Consider the following 18288-nt stretch of genomic DNA (forward strand, 5'->3'; position numbering starts at 1 on the left):
TCGCTGCGGTTCACGTGATGAGGGGTGCACCTCGCGCGCAGCTCAACTCGCACTGCCCCCGCTTGACGGGCATTGGCGAAGGGTCGAGTCCTCAATAACGAGTTCAGCCCGTTAGAGCTCTCCGGCAGCCAGCGTGTGCCTCCACCCCGTGCCGCCTGCCCGGCCCGCTGCTTCGCGGCCGCAGCCAAGCACCTCGGATGTGGGGGCTCTCCTCCTGCTGCTACCCGGGGCCAGGGCCCTCGCGGGGGTCGTGTGGCGAGAAGCGCTCCGGTCTCCGCATCGGCCCCCACGCACCCCTTTGCCGGGCGACCTCGGACTCGGCTTCGTCGATCACGCTCTGGGCGAGCCAGGCCACCGGGCGGATCCTGCGGACGAGTGGCTCGTTGTCTGGACCGCGTCCAGCCGCTTCGCCGAGGAGAACCCACGGGTGGATGCCCGGGCCTCTTGTCCTCGCGGAGGTGGCTGTAGTCGTACAACCTGCGCGCAACCCACAATCTCGTCGACTGATCGCCCCACCACTCCTCGGGGCGCAGAGGGTTCGCCGAGAGGCCGGGCATCTCTACACCGGTCAGTTCATCTCTACTTCCCGGACTGCCGCGACGGTCCGTCTCCGGCCCGCGGGACCACCGGACGAAGACCGTTTCCCCTCGCTCGATGAGTTCGACCAACTGCCGGAGGAAGGCGAAAGTAGGCAGATCGCGGTTCACGACGCCTCTACTACCCCTGGCGCTATAGCCCAGTCATCGAGGTTCCTGGCGCGGTACCAGAGGGGTGTGGAGTCCGAGGGCGAGGGAACCCAAAGGCCGTACGCCCTAAAACAGAGGAGGAGTCATGCCGGCGGGATCGAATTCCAAGCGTGAACGACAGTACGAGCACGTCAAGGAAGGCGCCAAGCAGCGCGGAACCTCCACGGGCCGGGCCAAGGAAATCGCGGCCCGCACGGTCAACAAGGAGCGCGCACGTACAGGCGAGGCCGACCAGAAGAGCCGCACCTCCTTGAAAGGCAAGTCCGCCCCGGCGCGCGGTGGAAAGCGCTCCGGCAACCGCCTCGCTCCCAGCGGCGGACCCACACGGGACCAGCTCTACAACGAGGCACGCCAGCGCGGCATTAAGGGGCGTTCCTCCATGAACAAGCAGGAGCTCGAGAAGGCCCTCGGCCGCTGACCGCCTGCTGCACCGGCAGCGCGGACCGGGCAGCACCGATTCCGTGACCCCCTTTCGGACACCGGCGGCCGTGGTCAACGTCCTCGGTTATCGACGAGGGCCTGCAAGATGCCTGCCGTGTTGCGAAGTTCCTGCCCGGGGGCCTCTCGGTCCCCAGCATGGCGACGAGATCCTCACGTGAGAGCAGGTCGACCGCTCCGGGCCAGCGGTCCTTCGCCGTGGCCGCGTCGACAATGAGCACCCTGCCCTCCACTTGTACGAGCCGGGGGCCGGGCCCTTCAGTGGCGAGCAGGGCGCGCAGTTGGATTTCGCTGACCACAGGTTTCCCCTCTCAGGCCGGACAGCTTCGGTGGGCTCGAATGAGGTGTCAGTCGCACTCGCTAGGAGGGCGGAGTCCACGTTCCGGCCTCTCCGGCACCGCATTGTGAATCGCCGGTATCGGTGACGTCAGCGGAGGGCCAAATACTGTACTGGCACGCCAAGGGCCAGCACTGCCAGGGCGATCAGAGTGAGATGACAGAAGAGGCGTCGGCGCAACTGCTCGTAACGGGCGGTGTATTCCCCCCGAAGCTCTGAGCAGCGCTCTACGACGCCTTCAAGTACGCGCCGGGTCAATGCCATTCGGTTTTCGGTGTAGATCCTGACGACATCCTCGTGCTGAGCCGTGGTGAGCCACGGAAGACGCTCGGCGAATGCTTCCGCTTCAACTCGCGCGCCCTTCCTGTACGTCTGGGCCGCCAAGTACCCCTCCAATTGCGCAAGACCCGCTGCGGTCTCACTACGGCTGGTCTTGAGGGTTGGCATGGCTGCTCCTGCTCCCTTCAGTTGTCGCTCTGACCGGGTACGGCTGGAGCACCGATGTCGCCTCGCTCGTTGTCGTGACGTTGAACGGCGGCGATTTTCGGGTGGTGGAGGTCGAATGCGGGGGACTCGGAGCGTACGCGCGGCAGGCTGCAGAAGTTGTGCCTGGGCGGCGGGCAGGAGGTCGCCCATTCCAGGGACCTGCCGTATCCCCAAGGGTCATCGACGACGATCTTGGTGTCGGTAGTGGCGGTCTTCCAGACGTTGTAGAGGAAGGGAAGCGTGGACAGGCCCAGCAGGAACGCGCCGATGGTCGAGACGGTGTTCAGCGCGGTGTATCCGTCGGCGTCCAGGTAGTCCGCGTAGCGCCGCGGCATCCCCTCGGCACCGAGCCAGTGGTGCACGAGGAAGGTGGTGTGAAATCCGATGAACAGGGTCCAGAAATGGATCTTCCCCAAGGTTTCGTCGAGCATCCGCCCGGTGAACTTCGGCCACCAGAAGTAGAAGCCCGCGAACATCGCGAAGACCACGGTGCCGAACACGACGTAGTGGAAGTGGGCGACCACGAAATAGCTGTCGGTGACGTGGAAGTCCATCGGCGGGGAGGCGAGCAGGACGCCTGTCAGACCGCCGAAGAGGAACGTGACGAGGAAGCCGAGACTCCACAGCATGGGGGTCTCGAACGACAACGATCCTCTCCACAGGGTGCCGACCCAGTTGAAGAACTTCACGCCTGTGGGCACGGCGATGAGGAAGGACATGAACGAGAAGAAGGGCAGCAGGACCGCACCCGTCGCGAACATGTGATGGGCCCAGACGGTGACCGAGAGACCGGTGATGGCGATGGTGGCGCCGACCAGGCCCACGTATCCGAAGATCGGCTTGCGGCTGAAGACGGGGAGGATCTCGGTCACCACCCCGAAGAAGGGCAGGGCGATGATGTAGACCTCGGGGTGGCCGAAGAACCAGAAGAGGTGCTGCCACAGCAGCGGCCCCCCGTTGGCGGCGTCGTAGATGTGGGCGCCGAATTTGCGGTCCGCCTCAAGTGCGAAGAGCGCGGCGGCCAGCACGGGGAATGCCATCAGGACGAGCACGCTGGTCAGCAGGATGTTCCACGTGAAGATCGGCATCCTGAACATGGTCATTCCCGGCGCGCGCATGCAGATGATGGTCGTGATGAAGTTGACCGCGCCGAGGATGGTTCCGAAGCCCGACAGCGCCAGTCCCATGACCCACAGGTCCCCGCCGAGTCCTGGAGTGTGCTGCCCGTCCGAGAGGGGCGTGTACGCGAACCAGCCGAAGTCGGCGGCGCCGTTGGGGGTGAGGAAGCCGATGACGGTGATGAGTCCGCCGAAGAGGTAAAGCCAGTACGACAGCATGTTCAGGCGGGGGAAGGCCACGTCCGGAGAGCCGATCTGCAGCGGCATGATGGCATTGGCGAATCCGGCGAAGAGCGGTGTGGCGAAGAACAGCATCATGATCGTGCCGTGCATCGTGAACGCCTGGTTGTACTGCTCGGCGGAGATCAACTGCATGCCCGGCCGGGCCAGTTCGGCTCTCATCACCAACGCCAGCAGCCCCGCGAAGAGGAAGAAGACGAAGCCGCTCACCATGTAGAGCGAGCCGATCTTCTTGTGGTCCGTCGTCGTCAGCCACGTGACGACCACAGCCCCCGGTGTGCGCTTGGTGACCCGCTCCTCCTGGGGCCTGGTCAGCAATGCCATGGGGGCCTGCCCTTCGCTCGCCGAAACTCGGATGCGTCTCGGCCGGGGCCTAGCCAGCGCGGGGGCGGTGCCAGGGCGTGGGCCGGTGCACGACGTTCGTACCTGCCGAAGGAGTCCGGACAGGTGCTTTCAGCCTTTCGTGGGCCCGGCATACAGCCGGTTTACGGCGGGAGCCGCCAACCGTGAGAGAAACTCGATGTGACAGGGGCCCTCGTCTGTTGTTGGGAGGTCACGCCAACGAGGCGAGCGACGGGCGCGACCTCTACCAGCGCGCCTGTAAACAGAAGGTCCTCGGTTCGAGTCCGACAGGCGGCTCCCTGGGCACAGGCCGGTTCCGATCATGGAAGCGGAATTTTTGATCTTGATTGCTAGCACCTGTGATCGACGCCGTCCCTTGTCCCGTCGGAACTGCAGCGCACGCGCAACATCACATTGCTCCGCATGCAGCACAGGAAACCCGCCCCTAGCGTGGAGACGAAGGTGCACAGCAAATGGCACGTGTGCGCAGCCCCACGCAGCTGCGGAGGAGGTTCGAATGTCTGCATCGGAGCCCGCATCACCGGGCGGTCCCGAGGAACGTCCCGACAGGCAGCGCGAAGGTCCGGCACCGGAGCCAGCCGCTGAGGGCCCCTTCGAGAAGCACACCGGCCGAGAGGCCGGGGCTACCGAGCGCTCGGCGTCCGTGAGCCACCTCGACGAGAAGCGCACCGGCCGGCAGCCCGAGGGTCCCGCCCATCCCAGGAAGGCGGGACTGGGGCAGACGCTCAAGCGCACGCTCAGCGAGTTCAAGGAAGACAATCTCTCCGACTCGGCAGCGGCCCTTACCTACTACGGGGTGCTCTCCATCTTCCCCGCGCTCATCGCGCTGCTCTCCCTCGTCGGTCTGATCATGAGCCCCAAGAAGATCATCAGCGCCGCCACGGACCTGGTCAGCTCGATCGGGCCCGCCTCCGCGGTGAACACCCTCAAGGGGCCGATCAGCAGCCTGGCGGCGAGCAAGGAAGCAGCCGGGGTGCTGCTCGTCGTCGGTGTCGCCGCGGCTTTGTGGACGGCGTCGGGTTACGTCGGTGCGTTCATGCGGGCCTCGAATGTGATCTACGAGGTGGAGGAAGGCCGGCCCGTCTTCAAGCTCCGCCCCCTTCAGATGCTCGTCACGCTCCTTCTCGTCCTGCTGCAAGCCGTCGTACTGATCTCTCTGGTGGTCAGCGGACCGCTGGCCACCAAAGTCGGCTCGGCCATCGGGGCCGGAGGCTCCGCAGTGACAGCCTGGAACTTCGCGAAGTGGCCGGTCCTGCTGCTGGTCGTCGTGCTCATGTTCGCCGTCCTGTACTACGCCTCTCCCAACGCCCGGCTGTCCGGCCTGAAGTCGGTCCTTCCAGGCGCACTGCTGGCACTGGCCATCTGGCTCGTCGCATCCGTCGGCTTCGCCGCCTACGTCGCCAACTTCGGCTCGTACAACAAGACATACGGAGCGCTCGCCGGAGTGATCGTCTTCCTGGTGTGGCTGTGGATCACGAACCTCGCCATCCTGCTGGGCGCGGAGTTCAACGCGGAGCGCGAACGCAGCCGGCAGATCGCAGCCGGAACCCGCGGCGCCGAACGCGAACTCCAACTCGACGAACGCTCCAAGCCCAAGCGGAAGAAGCGCTCACGCACCGCATGAGTGGCTGATGCGCGAGTGCCGACGATCGGGCCGCCATCGCCACAAACCCCTCGCGTCGGGGAATGACCGCTCAGCAGCGGGTCCTCCTTCATTGCCCCGACTGTCGAGGCCTCCCCGTCTACCAACCGTCACCAGTGGCGGGCGCGTAGACGGGGACCCCTCTGCTTGAGAAGCGGTCTGTCTGTCAAGACGGACAAGGACAGGTGTCGGCACCAGGCAGGACGCTGCAACTGTCGTCGACGGGCACTCGCCTGCTGTGATTTTTGTGATCAACGCTCGATATGGCACTGTGGGTGACTCGATCAACCACTAGGAATGTCATGCAAGTTGGTCATTCCGTCTCGCAAGGAGTGCACGTTGCTCACCGTCGGTGACAAGTTCCCCGAGTTCGATCTGACCGCCTGCGTCTCCCTGGAGAAGGGGCAGGAGTTCGAGCAGATCAACCACAAGACCCATGAGGGCAAGTGGAAAGTGGTCTTCTTCTGGCCCAAGGACTTCACCTTCGTGTGCCCCACCGAGATCGCCGCCTTCGGCAAGCTGGAGGAGGAGTTCGCCGATCGCGACGCCCAGATCCTCGGCGTCTCCGGCGACTCGGAGTTCGTGCACCACGCCTGGCGCAAGGACCACGAGGACCTGCGCGACCTGCCCTTCCCGATGCTCGCCGACTCCAAGCACGAGCTGATGCAGGACTGCGGCGTCGAGGGTGAGGACGGCTTCGCGCAGCGCGCGGTCTTCATCGTGGACCAGAACAACGAGATCCAGTTCACGATGGTCACAGCCGGCTCCGTCGGCCGTAACCCCAAGGAGGTCCTGCGGGTGCTCGACGCCCTGCAGACCGATGAGCTCTGCCCCTGCAACTGGACGCAGGGCGAGCAGACACTCGACCCGGTCGAGTTGCTGGCGGGGGCGTGAGGCCCGATGGCACTCGATGACCTGAAGGCGGCCCTCCCCGCATACGCGAAGGACCTCAAGCTCAACCTCGGCTCCGTCATAGGCAATTCGCAGCTGCCGAAGCAGCAGTTGTGGGGGACGGTGCTGGCCTGCGCGATCGCTTCGCGGTCCGGCATCGCCCTGCGCGCGCTGGAGCCCGAGGCGAAGGAGAACCTGAGCCCCGAGGCGTACGAGGCGGCCAAGTCCGCCGCCGCCGTGATGGCGATGAACAACGTCTTCTACCGCACCAGGCATCTGCTGTCGGACCCGGAGTACGGCAATCTGCGTGCAGGTCTGCGGATGAACGTCCTCGGCAACCCCGGTGTGGACAAGGCCGACTTCGAGCTGTGGTCCTTCGCCGTCTCCGCGCTCAACGCCTGCGGCCAGTGCCTCGACTCGCACGAGCAGGTGCTGCGCAAGGCGGGTGTGGACCGCGAGACCGTCCAGGAGGCGTTCAAGATCGCGGCCGTCGTCCAGGCGGTCGGTACGACCCTGGAGGCAGAGGCGCAGCTCGCGGACTGACCTCCTGCTGTTCACGAGGGGCCCGGTGAGCCTTCCGGGCCCCTCATCGCGTTCTCACGACGGGCCCGCCTGCCCGCGTCGACCGAAGTACCGAAAGCTGTCGCGGCTGTCGTCCGAAAGTCTCGCGCCGTGCACTCGGTCTGCCGCCGACGGGTGCCCCGCAGTACATTCCGGACGTGCGCCGTACCGCGGGCGACTGGTTCGCCGACCTCAGCCTCTTCCTGTTCGCGGCATGCTTCGCCGTGCTGACCGCCGACGCGGTGCTGCTGGGCAAGCATCCGTCGCCCGGCGTGCTGCTCGCGGACCAGGCCGTCGGGGCGCTTGCCTGCGCCGCGCTGTTCCTGCGCCGGCGCTGGCCCGTGCAACTGGCCGTCTTGCTGCTGGTGGCGGGGACATACTCGCACTTCGTGACCGGTGCGACCGTCGTCGCCGTCTTCACGGTCGCCGCCGGGCGCACGCTGCGGACGACGGGGTGGGTCGCCGCGCTGGCGTTCGCCCCGGTGCCGCTCTTCCTGGCCCGCGGGCCCGAGTTGGAGGACCCGGCGACCGTCTCGGGCATCACCTACTTCGTGCTCCTCACCGGGTCGATCGGCTGGGGGCTGTACGTACGGTCGCGGCGTCAGCTCGTCGCCTCACTGCGGGAGCGGGCGGACGGGGCGCATGCGGAGGCCAGGCGCCAGGCCAGGGAGGACATCGCGCGTGAGATGCACGACGTGCTCGCACACAGGCTCTCGCTGCTGAGCGTCCACGCGGGGGCGCTGGAGTTCAATCCGGGAGCGCCGGAGGAGGAGATCCAGCGGACCGCCGGTGTGATCAGGGACTGCGCGCACGAAGCGCTCGAGGACCTGAGGGAGATCATCGGCGTTCTCCGCGCGTCGTCCGCCGAAGGGTCCCGTCCACAGCCTGTGCTGGGGGATCTGACGCCGCTGACTGAGGAGTCCCGTGCGGCGGGTACGGACGTCGTTCTCGACGTGCGGATCGCCGGCGTCGAGGAGAACGGCGAGGACGGCGGGAGCGCCAAGATCCGCGAGTCCAGCGGGAGTCACGACAGCGGCGGGGCCCGCGAAGACGACGGGGGAGGCGCAGCCACCGCCGAGGCACCCGCATTCGTCGGCCGCACGGCCTACCGCATCGTCCAGGAGGGCCTGACGAACGCGCGTAAGCATGCACCCGGTACTCAGGTCACCGTGGAGGTGTCCGGCGGCCCGGGGCAGGGGCTGACCGTACGCGTGAGCAACCCGGTCCCGTCCGAAGTGGAGCCCGCGGCAAGGGAGTTCGCCCTCGATCCCGGCAGTTCGGGATCAGGGGTCCCCGGTGCCGGACAAGGCCTCATCGGGCTTGCCGAGCGTGCGAGACTCATCGGCGGCCGGCTCGAACACGGCCGGTCCGGCGCGGAGTTCCGGCTGCTGGCCTGGCTGCCGTGGGCGGCGCGCCCCCGCTTGCCGGAGGCAGCCGCACCGGCCGCCGGCCCCGGTGTGTGAGCGGGGGCGGCCCGCACAGCCCGACGCGACATGATTCCGAGGCCCCTTGGTGAACGCGCCAACCCCGATCCGAGTACTGCTCGTCGATGACGACCCCCTCGTACGTTCCGGGCTCCGGCTGATGTTCGGAGGCGCACCCGATGTGGAGGTGGTCGCCGAAGCGGCGGACGGCAGCGAGGTGCCGCCGCTCATCGACGAGCACTCGCCGCAGGTCGTTCTGATGGACATCCGCATGCCGGTGGTCGACGGGCTGGAGGCCACCGAGGCGTTGCGCAGGCGCGAACAGCCCCCCGAGGTCATCGCGTTGACCACATTCCACACGGACGCGCACGTGCTGCGAGCGCTGCGCGCCGGCGCCGCCGGCTTCGTGCTGAAGGACACAGCACCCGAAGAGATCGTGGACGCGGTGCGGAAGGTGGCGGCGGGTGAGCCGGTGCTCTCCCCGGAGGTGACACGGCAGTTGATCGACCGGGTCTCGGAGGGTACGGGCCGGGACTCGCGGGCGATCTGGGCACGTGAGCAGCTCGAAGCGCTGGGCGAGCGCGAGCGGGAGGTGGCCGTGGCGGTCGGCAGGGGCAGGTCCAACGCCGAGATCGCCGCCGAGCTGTACATGAGCCTGCCCACCGTCAAGACCCACGTCTCGCGCATCCTGACCAAGCTGGCTCTCAACAACCGCGTGCAGATCGCCCTGTTGGCCAACGACGCCGGTACGGACGGGACAGCGGACCAGTCCGGCTGAAGCTCGCGGGCACACCAGGCCCGCGACAGGTGCCGGGGAAGGTCCCGGGAAACGGAAGGCCGGGGTGTTCCCCTTCGAAGGGGAACACCCCGGCCGACGTTCGTCCGGCTACGCGGAATCCGTTCAGGACACCGGCAGTTCGAACCACACCACCTTGCCCGTCGACAGCCGCGTGGCGCCCCAGCGCCGCGCCAGCCGGTTGACGAGGTACAGGCCCCGGCCGCCTTCGTCCGTGGCCCGTGCCTGCCGCAGACGCGGCAGCTGCGGCACGTCGTCGCCCACCTCGCAGCGCAGCGTGTCCGTGCGCAACAGCCGCAGGGTGATGGGACGTTCGGCGTACCGGACGGCGTTGGTGACGACCTCGCTCACCAGCAGCTCGACCGAGTCCGACAGCTCCTCCAGACCCCAGCGGGCAAGCGCGCGCCGCGCGAGCCTGCGGGCCTGCCCGGCCGTCTGGGCCCGCGGGTCCAGGAACCAGTACGCGACATCGCTCGGGGCGATCCCGTCGAACCTGGCGGCGAGAAGCGCGATGTCGTCGTCGCGGTCGCCCGGGCCCAGGATGTCCAGCACCTCGTCGCACAGGGGCTCCAGAGGCGCCGAGGAGCCCGGCCTGGTCAGCCGCGCGGTCGCGGTCAGCTTCTCCCGCAGATGCTCGATGCCGGTCCACACGTCCCGCTGGCGCGACTCGACCAGCCCGTCGGTGTAGAGGAGCAGCGTCGCGCCGGCGGGCGCGTCCAGCTCCACCGCCTCGAAGTCCACGCCGCCGACGCCGATCGGAGCACCGGCTGGTATCCGCAGCACCTCCGCCCGGCCGTCGCGATGCAGCAGCACGGGTGGCGGATGTCCCGCGTTGGCGATGACGATGCGGTGGGCGACCGGGTCGTAGACCGCGTACAGGCAGGTCGCCATGCGGTCGCTGCCCAGGCGCTGAGCCTGCTCGTCGAGGTGGTGCAGCACTTCCTGCGGAGGCAGGTCGAGTCCGGCGAGCGTCTGTGCAGTGGTGCGCAGCTGTCCCATGATCGCCGCCGACGTCATGGAGTGGCCCATCACGTCGCCCACGACGAGGGCGACCCTGCTGCCCGGCAGCGGGATCGCGTCGTACCAGTCGCCGCCGACGCGGGCGGTCTCGGCCGCGGGGAGGTAGCGGCTGGCGAGGTGGCAGCCGGTCGGCTGCGGCAGCTCGTCGGGCAGCATGGTGCGCTGCAACTCGTCGGCGATGTACGCCTCACGCCCGTAGAGCACGGCCTTGTCCACGCCGAGCGCGGTGTGCGTGGCGAGCTGGGCGGCGATCAGCAGATCGTCGGGTTCGAAGGCGGCGCGTTCGGGCCTGCGGAGGAAGACGGCGGCCCCGATGACCCTTCGGCGGCCACGCAGCGGAGCGAGTATCACCCGGTGCCCGGAGGGGACGTCGGGGTCGGTGCCCAGCAGCTCCGGGAGGGCGTCGCGTGCGGCGGGCGCGTCGGCGAAGACGGGGCGTACGCCGCGCAGAACCTCCGCCAGCGGTCCTCCGGAGAGCACCTCGACGTATTCGGCGGCGCCCGCCGTGCCGTCGGAGATCGCCGAGAGCGACACCCCCGACGTGCTCGCAGGCACGGCGCCGAGGGCGTCGCCGTCCTGCCCGTGCTCGCTCGCCGCCGACGCGGCGGCCACCATGGCGCTCGGGTCGTCGGGGATGCGGTCGCTGCGGCGAAGCCGAAGCACGACCGGGCCCGTCGGCCGCTCGTCACCCACGGGCAGCGGGTCGCGCAGGTAGACGAGGATCGCGTCGGAGTAGGCCGGCACGCTGGCCCGGCACAGGCCGAGCACCGTCTCGTCGAGGTCCATGCCGCGTGCGATACGGCGGGTGGCCGCACCGACGAAGCGCAGCCGGTCACCGCCGCGCCGCTCGCGTTCGGCGGCGTCGCCGTCGACGGCGGACACCTCGCGTACGGCCGTGGGGTCCGACGGTGGGTCCGAGGCGGAGGCCGACGAGGAAGGTGGCATTTCGGCGGCCGTCATGTCGCCGGTGGTCGGATGTGACACGGCACCGCTCTCCGCGGTCGAGGGCTGCTGTGAGGGGGCCTGGGCCGCCTTCTGGGGGGCTGACTTGGGGCCGTGCGAGGGCTCGGGGACGGCTCGCCCCGCGCCGCCGCGCGCGCCGGCGCCCGAACCGCGTGCGGACTCGGAGCGCTCCTGTCCGGACGCGTGCCCGGACTCGGGCTGCGGACGTGAGCCGGGGCGCACCTGCTCCACCCCGTCACCGTGGGACGCCTGTGAGGCGCGAGGTTTCCCGGTCTCCCCGAACTCGCCGGGGGGTCCGGACAATTCGGGCAGCCGGTCGTTCTCGCTCCCCGTGCCTCCGGAATGCGCGGGCGTGCCGGACGGCATGCCGGAGGGCCCCGTCGCGGGTCCACTGCTCGGGGGTGTCCCCACGGGCGGTGGCGGCGGCACGGCTGTGCTGGTCGCAGGCTGTTGGTGCTCCGTCACGCGTTCGGTTTCCATCCATCCGGGGCTGCGCGTCTTGCGCGCGTAGCGCTCACTGCTCCGCTGCTACGGGCGTCGTCGGCACTGCAGGAAAAGCTGGATCTCGGGTGGCACATCCGTACTTGCCGGTGCGTAGGCATAAGCATCCTCCCCGGCGATCTCGAAACCCCCGTCGTGTACGACCCGGCGCAAGTCGTCCCGTAGATAGCCGGATACCCGGATCGTGTTCCCCAAGAACGGCAAAGTGAAGTCATCCACATCCGCTTCCACCATCGACAGGGCCATCGGAGCACCCTCTCGCAACTGTTGGTGCAGCATGCGCAGCGCGTACGGAATTTCGACCCTCGGCAGCATCAGCAACGAGAAAAACACGGCAGCGCCGTCAAAAGGCCCCAGACCGTGCTTCTCCACATCGGAGATGTCCATACGGCGGAAATCGCCTTCCGGAACATTCTCGCGCGCCAGCTTCACCATGCCGGGCGAGAGGTCCACTCCGACGACCCGGTGCCCCGCCTCGGTCAGTTGACGTGCGGTGGGCAGCCCCGTGCCGCAGCCGAGGTCGAGGACGCGGGAACCGGCGGGCAGTTGCTCGGCGAGCCAGGCACCGCAGGAGATCTGGCCTTCCTTGTGCGGGAAGGCCTCGTCGTAACGGTCCCCGATGGCGTCGAAAGCCTCGGCCTGTCCGATTCGGTCGATTCCGTTCCAGTCGAAGTCTTTGTAGACCCCCCCGGCCTGCGGTTCCGAGGAACCCCCGCCGTTTCTGTCATTGCTGCTCACGGTCGATCTCCTCTCTCTGGCCACATGCCAAATCCCCGAGGGGGGAGGGGAGTTGTTGCAGCAGTGCGCCTACGGAGGTTGATCCTACGTTTGCAGTATGGGGGCGCAGCAAGAGGGAACGGGAGGTCGAACCGGGCGCGTGTCGCGGGACAGATGCGGCACATACCGGCAAGTGCGGAACAAGACGGTCTCGGCGGGGCCCCCGGACCCGCTCTCCCGGGTGTCGAATCGAGTGCGGGAGGGGGCCTGGAGGCCCCTCCGGCCGGGTCCGCGACCGCATTCCGGACGGGCGGACGCCGGCGGGTCCGCTTCACGGACGTCCCTCACCGCTTCCGGTGCCCGATCCCGCCCGTGCGACGGACGCGTGCTCGTCGGCACCCTCGGTCGCGGTGAAGCCGTTCGTTCCCGCCGCGCGGCCCGGCGCAGGCCAGCCGTCCCAGTCCCGCGGAAGCTGCGGAAGCTGCCAGTGCGGGTCGGGGCGCCAGTTCTCCCAGCCGTCGCTGAACGGCGGTGCCCAGGCACGGATCTCCTCGACGACGGCCCGTCCGGCGGCCCGTACGCGGGCTGCCAGCTCGCCGTCCACGAGCCCCGCGTGCTGCGCCGCGGCGAACTCGTCCTCGTCCCGCCACTCCCAACTGCGGTCCGGATAGACGGCGATGTCGAGGAAGTGGTCCTCGGAGTCGATGCCTCCGGCCCAGCGGCGCCGCGGCTCCTCCAGGTTCACGTACCAGTTCTTGAACTGCCAGTCCCGTTCCCAGAACAGCCACACGGACCAGGGCTCGCCGGGCCGGGCGAGCTTCAGTACGCCCGTGCCGAACCAGCGCGAGAGCACGGTCCTGCGCGGCTTGGTGTAGCGGGTCTCCAGCGGCTCGTGGTGCACGGGCGTGCCGTCGGCCATCTCCGGCTTCACGCAGATCGTGCCCGGCGCCACCCAGGCGGCGAGCAGGTCGGGGGTGTCGCGGACGACGGTGACGGGACGGCAGATGTGGGGGTGCCCTTCACCGTTGGCCCGGTAGCGCCACAGGATCCGGGTGCCGGGCGCCCAGCGGTCGTCCTCGCCGCCGTCTCCGCCGCGCTCGCCGGTCGCTCCGCGCGTGGCTGCGTACCCGTCGTACCCGTCGTCCAGGCCGTTTCCGTCGCCACGCGTGCCGGCTTCTCCCGTCGTTCCTGCCGTCTCCGCTGTCATGCGCAGATCTTAGGTGCGACGACCCACCACCGCCGTGAGCTGCGCCCCAACGGGGTCGTGCGCGCAGCGTGAACCTCACCACCGTGGACCGGCGGTGCCCCGTCAGGGCCTCTCCCGCGTTCCGCCGGCCGCCCGTCGGCTCCGGTCCGGATTCATCTCAGGGATGTGTCATACGGAGGACATCGAGGGCCTCGTCGAGCTGTTCGAGGGTCAGGTCGCCGCGGTCCACGTGTCCGGCCTCCAGCACCGCCTCACGGATCGTCATCCTCTGGGCGAGGGCGGCCTTGGCGACGGCCGCCGCGTTCTCGTACCCGATGTATTTGTTCAGGGGGGTGACCACGGAGGGAGAGGACGCAGCGTATTCGCGCGCCCGCTCCACATCGGCCACGATGCCGTCGACCGTGCGGTCGGCCAGCAGCCTGGAGACGTTGGAGAGCAGCCGCACGGACTCCAGCAGGTTCTTGCCCATCACCGGGAGCATCACGTTCAGCTCGAAGTTGCCGGCCGCTCCCGCCGCCGCGATCGTCGCGTCGTTGCCCGTGACCTGCGCGGCGACCATCAGAGTGGCCTCCGGGATCACCGGGTTGACCTTGCCGGGCATGATCGAGGAGCCGGGCTGCAGGTCGGGCAGGGAGATCTCCGCGAGGCCGGTGCGGGGGCCGGAGGCCATCCAGCGCAGATCGTTGGTGATCTTGGTGAGGCTCACGCCGATCGTACGGAGCTGGCCCGAGGTCTCCACCAGGGCGTCCCGCGCGCCCTGCGCCTCGAAGTGGTCGCGGGCCTCCGTCAGCCGAAGCCCGCTGGAAGCCGCGACGCGGTCGATGACGGCGGCGGAGAAGCCGGGAGGGGTATTGATGCCCGTGCCCACCGCCGTACCGCCCAGCGGGAGTTCGGCGAGGCGGGGGAGCGTGGAGCCGAGCCGTTCGACGCCGTGACGGATCTGGGCCGCGTAGCCCGCGAACTCCTGCCCGAGAGTGACCGGCGTCGCGTCCATCAGGTGCGTCCGCCCGGACTTGACGACGTCGGCGAACTCCTCCGCCTTGCGGGTCAGCGACGCCGCCAGGTGCTCCAGCGCGGGGATCAGGTCGCGGGTGACCGCCGCCGTCGCCGCGATGTGGATGGAGGACGGAAACACGTCGTTCGAGGACTGGCTCGCGTTGACGTGGTCGTTCGGATGCACGGGCGCACCCAGCCGCTCGGTGGCGAGAGTGGCGACGACCTCGTTCATGTTCATGTTGGAGGACGTACCGGAGCCCGTCTGGAAGACGTCCACCGGGAACTCCTCGTCCCAGCGCCCCGATACGACCTCTTCAGCCGCCGCGCGCACGGCCTCGGCCAACTGCGGCTCCAGCACTCCGAGTTCGGCGTTCACCTGGGCGGCCGCAGCCTTGATGCGGGCCAGGGCCTCGATGTGGGCGCGCTCCAGGCGCTGCCCGCTGATGGGGAAGTTGCCCACCGCCCGCTGGGTCTGCGCACCCCACTTGGCGTGCGCGGGCACCTGGACCTCGCCCATCGAGTCGTGCTCGGTCCGGTACTGCGTGCTGCCTGTGCTGTCCGTGGTGCTGTTGTCGCTGGCGTCGCCGCCGGTGCTGCCGGTCATGAACCTCCACCTCCGTACGGGGAAGCGTCCACGGTCCGCGAGGACATTCCCACCCCGGCGAGTACCCAGCAACGCGCAGCGCACCACGGGTGTACCGCTGCGCGTCCGGTGAGGCGGTGGCGGCGCTAGGGCGTGTCCGCAACGCCCCCCCCGCCTTGCAGGCGGACGACGCTACTTCGCCGACACCCCCTACGCCGTGCGTACGGGGATCGAGGTCACGAACGGCTGTGCCGGTCCGGGGTCGGTGAAGAAGTCGTTGCCCTTGTCGTCCACGACGATGAACGCGGGGAAGTCCTCCACCTCGATCCGCCAGACGGCCTCCATGCCCAGCTCCTCGTACTCCAGCACCTCCACCTTCTTGATGCAGTCCTGCGCGAGCCGGGCGGCGGGACCCCCGATGGAACCGAGGTAGAAGCCGCCGTGGGTGGCGCACGCCTCGGTGACCTGGGGGCTGCGGTTGCCCTTGGCGAGCATGACCATGGAGCCGCCCGCCGCCTGGAACTGCCCGACGTAGGCGTCCATGCGGCCGGCCGTCGTCGGGCCGAAGGAGCCGGAGGCGTAGCCCTCGGGGGTCTTGGCCGGGCCGGCGTAGTAGACGGGGTGGTCCTTGAGGTACTGCGGCATCTCCTCGCCCGCGTCGAGGCGCTCCTTGATCTTCGCGTGGGCGATGTCGCGGGCCACGACGAGCGTGCCGGTCAGCGACAGCCGCGACTTCACGGGGTGCCTGGACAGTTCGGCGCGGATCTCCGCCATGGGGCGGGTGAGGTCGATGCGCACGGCGTCGTCGTTGTCCGCTCCGGCGCCCTCCGTCAGCTGCTCGTCCGTCGTCTCCGGCAGGAAGCGTGCCGGGTCGGTCTCCAGCTGCTCGAGGAAGACGCCCTCGGCGGTGATCTTCGCCTTGGCCTGGCGGTCGGCCGAGCAGGAGACGGCGATGGCCACGGGGCACGAGGCACCGTGCCGGGGGAGGCGCACCACGCGCACGTCGTGGCAGAAGTACTTGCCGCCGAACTGGGCGCCGATGCCGATCTTCTGCGTCAGCTCGAAGACCTGCTCCTCCAGCGCCTTGTCACGGAAACCGTGGCCGACGGGGGAGCCCTCGGCGGGGATCTCGTCGAGGTAGTGGGCCGAGGCGTACTTGGCCGTCTTCAGGGCGTACTCGGCGCTGGTGCCGCCCACCACGATCGCCAGGTGGTACGGCGGACAGGCCGCGGTGCCCAGCGAACGGATCTTCTCCTCCAGGAACTTCATCATGCTCGCCTCGTTGAGCACGGCCTTCGTCTCCTGGTAGAGGAAGGACTTGTTGGCGCTGCCGCCGCCCTTGGCCATGAAGAGGAACTTGTACGCGTCGCCGTCGGTGGCGTACAGCTCGATCTGCGCCGGCAGGTTCGAGCCGGTGTTCTTCTCGTCCCACATGGTCAGCGGCGCCATCTGCGAGTAGCGCAGGTTGAGCTCGGTGTACGCGTCGTAGATGCCGCGGGAGAGCGCTTCCTCGTCGCCGCCGGAGGTGAGCACCTGCTGGCCGCGCTTGCCCATGACGATGGCGGTGCCCGTGTCCTGGCACATGGGGAGCACGCCCGCGGCGGCGATGTTCGCGTTCTTCAGCAGATCGAGTGCCACGAAGCGGTCGTTGGCGCTGGCCTCGGGGTCGTCCAGGATGCGGCGCAGCTGCGCGAGGTGTTCGGGCCGCAGGTAGTGCGAGATGTCGTGCATCGCCTCCGCGGCGAGCTTGCTCAGTGCCTCCGGCTCCACCTGGAGGAAGGTCCGCCCGTCGGCCTCGAAGGTGCGCACGCCCTCGGCGGTCACGAGTCGGTACGGCGTGGGGTCCTCGCCCAGAGGAAGCAGGTCCGTGTAGTCGAATTCCGGGCGGGACGGGCGGGAGCTGGCGGCCATCGGTGGGGTCTTCCTCTCGTACGGCTCATACGGCACTCGGCGGTGCGCGCGCGTCAAACAGCGTAGAGCGCCGAGGCGGTGGTGTGGAGGTGAGGTCGAACTCACCGGATCGGCCCGGTTGATGCCGAGTTGATGCCCACCGCGGTCTAGTCGCGATCTATCGCGTTTGGGTAGGCTGCCTCCGTGACTGATTCTCCGCTGGAAAACCCGCTGGAAAAGAAGCCCGTGGCCAGGCCCGAGGCGAAGGAGGCCAAGGCGGTCGAGACCTCCGTGCGCGCCTCGGACGCCGACCGTGACCGGATCGCGGACATCCTGCGCGAGGCCCTGGCGGAGGGCCGGCTCGACGCTGCGGAGCACTCGGAGCGGATCGACAGCGTGTACGCCGCCAAGACGCTCGGCGAGCTGGAGCCCCTGGTGCGCGATCTGCCCGCGGGCCGCCCGTCCGAGCAGCGCTACGACGCACCGGCCCCGGTGGATCACGGGCAGTACCAGGGCTGCGGCCCGAAGGACAACCTGGTCGCGATCTTCAGCGGATCGATTCGGAAGGGCCGTTTCCGGGCCCCGGGCAAGATCAACGCCTTCGCCTGCTTCGGTGGCATCGAGATCGACCTGACCGAGGCCGTCTTCGAGCAGCAGCATCTGGTCATCAACGCGACGGCGATCTTCGGCGGCATCGAGATCCGCGTCCCCGAGAACGTCACCCTGCGGCAGAAGGGCGCCGGAGTCTTCGGCGGCTTCGACGTGCGCACCGCTGAGGCAGAGGATTCACGCGCGCCGGTGGTGCTCGTGCAGGGCGCGGCGATCTTCGGCGGGGTCGAAGCGAAGCCGAAGCGCGGGAAGACGCTGCGCGATCTACGGGACCGGCTGCGCAAGGAACTCTGAGGCGCCCGGCGGGAGTTCACGAGGCTTCTCCGACACCACCCGTCCTGGGGGCGCACGCGGGCGCGAGTTCGTGTGACGGCGTGCATTCCTACGGTATGCATACCGGTGCACACAGCGGGTAGAGCCTGGGCATCGTCTCTCGTACGGCGGCAGCGCGAACTGCCGTGCGCAGCGAATCGGGTCTTGGTGAACCCACCCGCCGTCTCGTCAGGAGTAGACCGTGCTGCAACCGCCGCATCAGTCCCTTCAGGCAGCCGTCCCCGTTCCCCTCCAGCGTGCGTCCACGCGTGGGGACGAGGCGGGTCCCTGGCACTCGGAGGCAGTCTGCCGCCGGGATGAGGCGGGGCTCTTCTTCGCTCCGTCGAAGGAACCCACTGCGGCTCGGCTCTCGCGTGAGCAGGCCGCCAAGCGCGTCTGCGCCCGCTGCCCCGTGATGGTCGAGTGCCGCGAGCACGCTCTGGTGCTG

General features: G+C 68.8%; 15 protein-coding genes and 1 pseudogene. 8 read left to right on the forward strand and 8 right to left on the reverse strand.

Annotated elements, in window-relative coordinates; all coding sequences use genetic code 11:
* Nucleotides 1-220: 220 nt before the first annotated feature.
* A pseudogene (locus H5J26_RS31295) lies at nucleotides 221-707 on the reverse strand (DUF6098 family protein).
* A gap of 124 nt (nucleotides 708-831) precedes the next feature.
* Here H5J26_RS31295 and H5J26_RS06595 point away from each other — a divergent pair.
* Nucleotides 832-1164, forward strand: a complete 333-nt coding sequence (locus H5J26_RS06595) for a plasmid stabilization protein (RefSeq protein ID WP_181764764.1) — start codon at nucleotides 832-834, stop codon at nucleotides 1162-1164.
* Nucleotides 1165-1611: 447 nt separating this feature from the next.
* Here H5J26_RS06595 and H5J26_RS06600 read toward each other — a convergent pair whose 3' ends face one another.
* Nucleotides 1612-1968 carry a hypothetical protein gene (locus H5J26_RS06600; protein ID WP_181764765.1) on the reverse strand — a complete coding sequence of 119 codons (357 nt, stop codon included), beginning with the start codon at nucleotides 1966-1968 and terminating at the stop codon, nucleotides 1612-1614.
* A 17-nt stretch (nucleotides 1969-1985) separates the two neighbouring features.
* Entirely contained in the window at nucleotides 1986-3689 is a 1704-nt protein-coding gene (gene ctaD / locus H5J26_RS06605; protein ID WP_181764766.1) for a cytochrome c oxidase subunit I, read from the reverse strand.
* Nucleotides 3690-4224: 535 nt separating this feature from the next.
* On the opposite strand from ctaD, the gene H5J26_RS06610 reads away from it, so the two are divergent.
* The 5 genes from H5J26_RS06610 to H5J26_RS06630 all read left to right on the forward strand — a co-directional run bounded on the left by H5J26_RS06610 (nucleotide 4225) and on the right by H5J26_RS06630 (nucleotide 9024).
* Nucleotides 4225-5352 (forward strand): YihY/virulence factor BrkB family protein, encoded by a 1128-nt coding sequence (locus H5J26_RS06610; RefSeq protein ID WP_181764767.1) that lies wholly within the window; start codon nucleotides 4225-4227, stop codon nucleotides 5350-5352.
* A gap of 357 nt (nucleotides 5353-5709) precedes the next feature.
* A complete protein-coding gene (locus H5J26_RS06615) occupies nucleotides 5710-6264 on the forward strand; it encodes a peroxiredoxin (RefSeq protein ID WP_181764768.1) in 555 nt (184 codons plus the stop codon).
* A gap of 6 nt (nucleotides 6265-6270) precedes the next feature.
* Nucleotides 6271-6804, forward strand: coding sequence for an alkyl hydroperoxide reductase (locus H5J26_RS06620; RefSeq protein ID WP_181764769.1), 534 nt, complete (start codon nucleotides 6271-6273; stop codon nucleotides 6802-6804).
* A gap of 176 nt (nucleotides 6805-6980) precedes the next feature.
* Nucleotides 6981-8285 (forward strand): sensor histidine kinase, encoded by a 1305-nt coding sequence (locus H5J26_RS06625; protein WP_309237805.1) that lies wholly within the window; start codon nucleotides 6981-6983, stop codon nucleotides 8283-8285.
* Between the two features lie 49 nt (nucleotides 8286-8334).
* The gene (locus H5J26_RS06630; protein WP_181764770.1) at nucleotides 8335-9024 is read left to right on the forward strand and encodes a response regulator transcription factor; all 690 of its coding nucleotides are present in this window, start codon (nucleotides 8335-8337) and stop codon (nucleotides 9022-9024) included.
* A gap of 123 nt (nucleotides 9025-9147) precedes the next feature.
* On the opposite strand, the gene H5J26_RS06635 is transcribed toward H5J26_RS06630, so the two are convergent.
* From H5J26_RS06635 to H5J26_RS06655, 5 genes are all read right to left on the reverse strand, one after another.
* Nucleotides 9148-11391, reverse strand: coding sequence for a SpoIIE family protein phosphatase (locus H5J26_RS06635; protein WP_419183757.1), 2244 nt, complete (start codon nucleotides 11389-11391; stop codon nucleotides 9148-9150).
* Between the two features lie 162 nt (nucleotides 11392-11553).
* Nucleotides 11554-12183: a class I SAM-dependent methyltransferase gene (locus H5J26_RS06640; RefSeq protein WP_309237806.1), complete on the reverse strand. Its 630-nt coding sequence runs from the start codon at nucleotides 12181-12183 to the stop codon at nucleotides 11554-11556.
* Nucleotides 12184-12574: 391 nt separating this feature from the next.
* Nucleotides 12575-13450 carry a DUF402 domain-containing protein gene (locus H5J26_RS06645; protein WP_181764773.1) on the reverse strand — a complete coding sequence of 292 codons (876 nt, stop codon included), beginning with the start codon at nucleotides 13448-13450 and terminating at the stop codon, nucleotides 12575-12577.
* 157 nt (nucleotides 13451-13607) lie between these two features.
* Nucleotides 13608-15050, reverse strand: coding sequence for a class II fumarate hydratase (locus tag H5J26_RS06650; RefSeq protein WP_181764774.1), 1443 nt, complete (start codon nucleotides 15048-15050; stop codon nucleotides 13608-13610).
* 189 nt (nucleotides 15051-15239) lie between these two features.
* On the reverse strand, nucleotides 15240-16940 hold the full coding sequence (locus H5J26_RS06655; protein ID WP_181764775.1) for a fumarate hydratase: 1701 nt from the start codon (nucleotides 16938-16940) through the stop codon (nucleotides 15240-15242).
* A gap of 210 nt (nucleotides 16941-17150) precedes the next feature.
* On the opposite strand from H5J26_RS06655, the gene H5J26_RS06660 reads away from it, so the two are divergent.
* Together H5J26_RS06660 and H5J26_RS06665 are read left to right on the forward strand one after the other, a co-directional pair.
* Complete coding sequence (locus tag H5J26_RS06660; RefSeq protein WP_210771068.1) at nucleotides 17151-17822, forward strand: DUF1707 SHOCT-like domain-containing protein; 672 nt, start codon at nucleotides 17151-17153, stop codon at nucleotides 17820-17822.
* Nucleotides 17823-18042: 220 nt separating this feature from the next.
* Nucleotides 18043-18288 (forward strand): WhiB family transcriptional regulator (locus H5J26_RS06665; protein ID WP_181764776.1); only part of this gene is annotated, 246 nt, incomplete at its 3' end.

The organism is Streptomyces albidus (ex Kaewkla and Franco 2022) (assembly GCF_013870515.1).
Taxonomy (GTDB): Bacteria; Actinomycetota; Actinomycetes; order Streptomycetales; family Streptomycetaceae; genus Streptomyces; species Streptomyces albidus.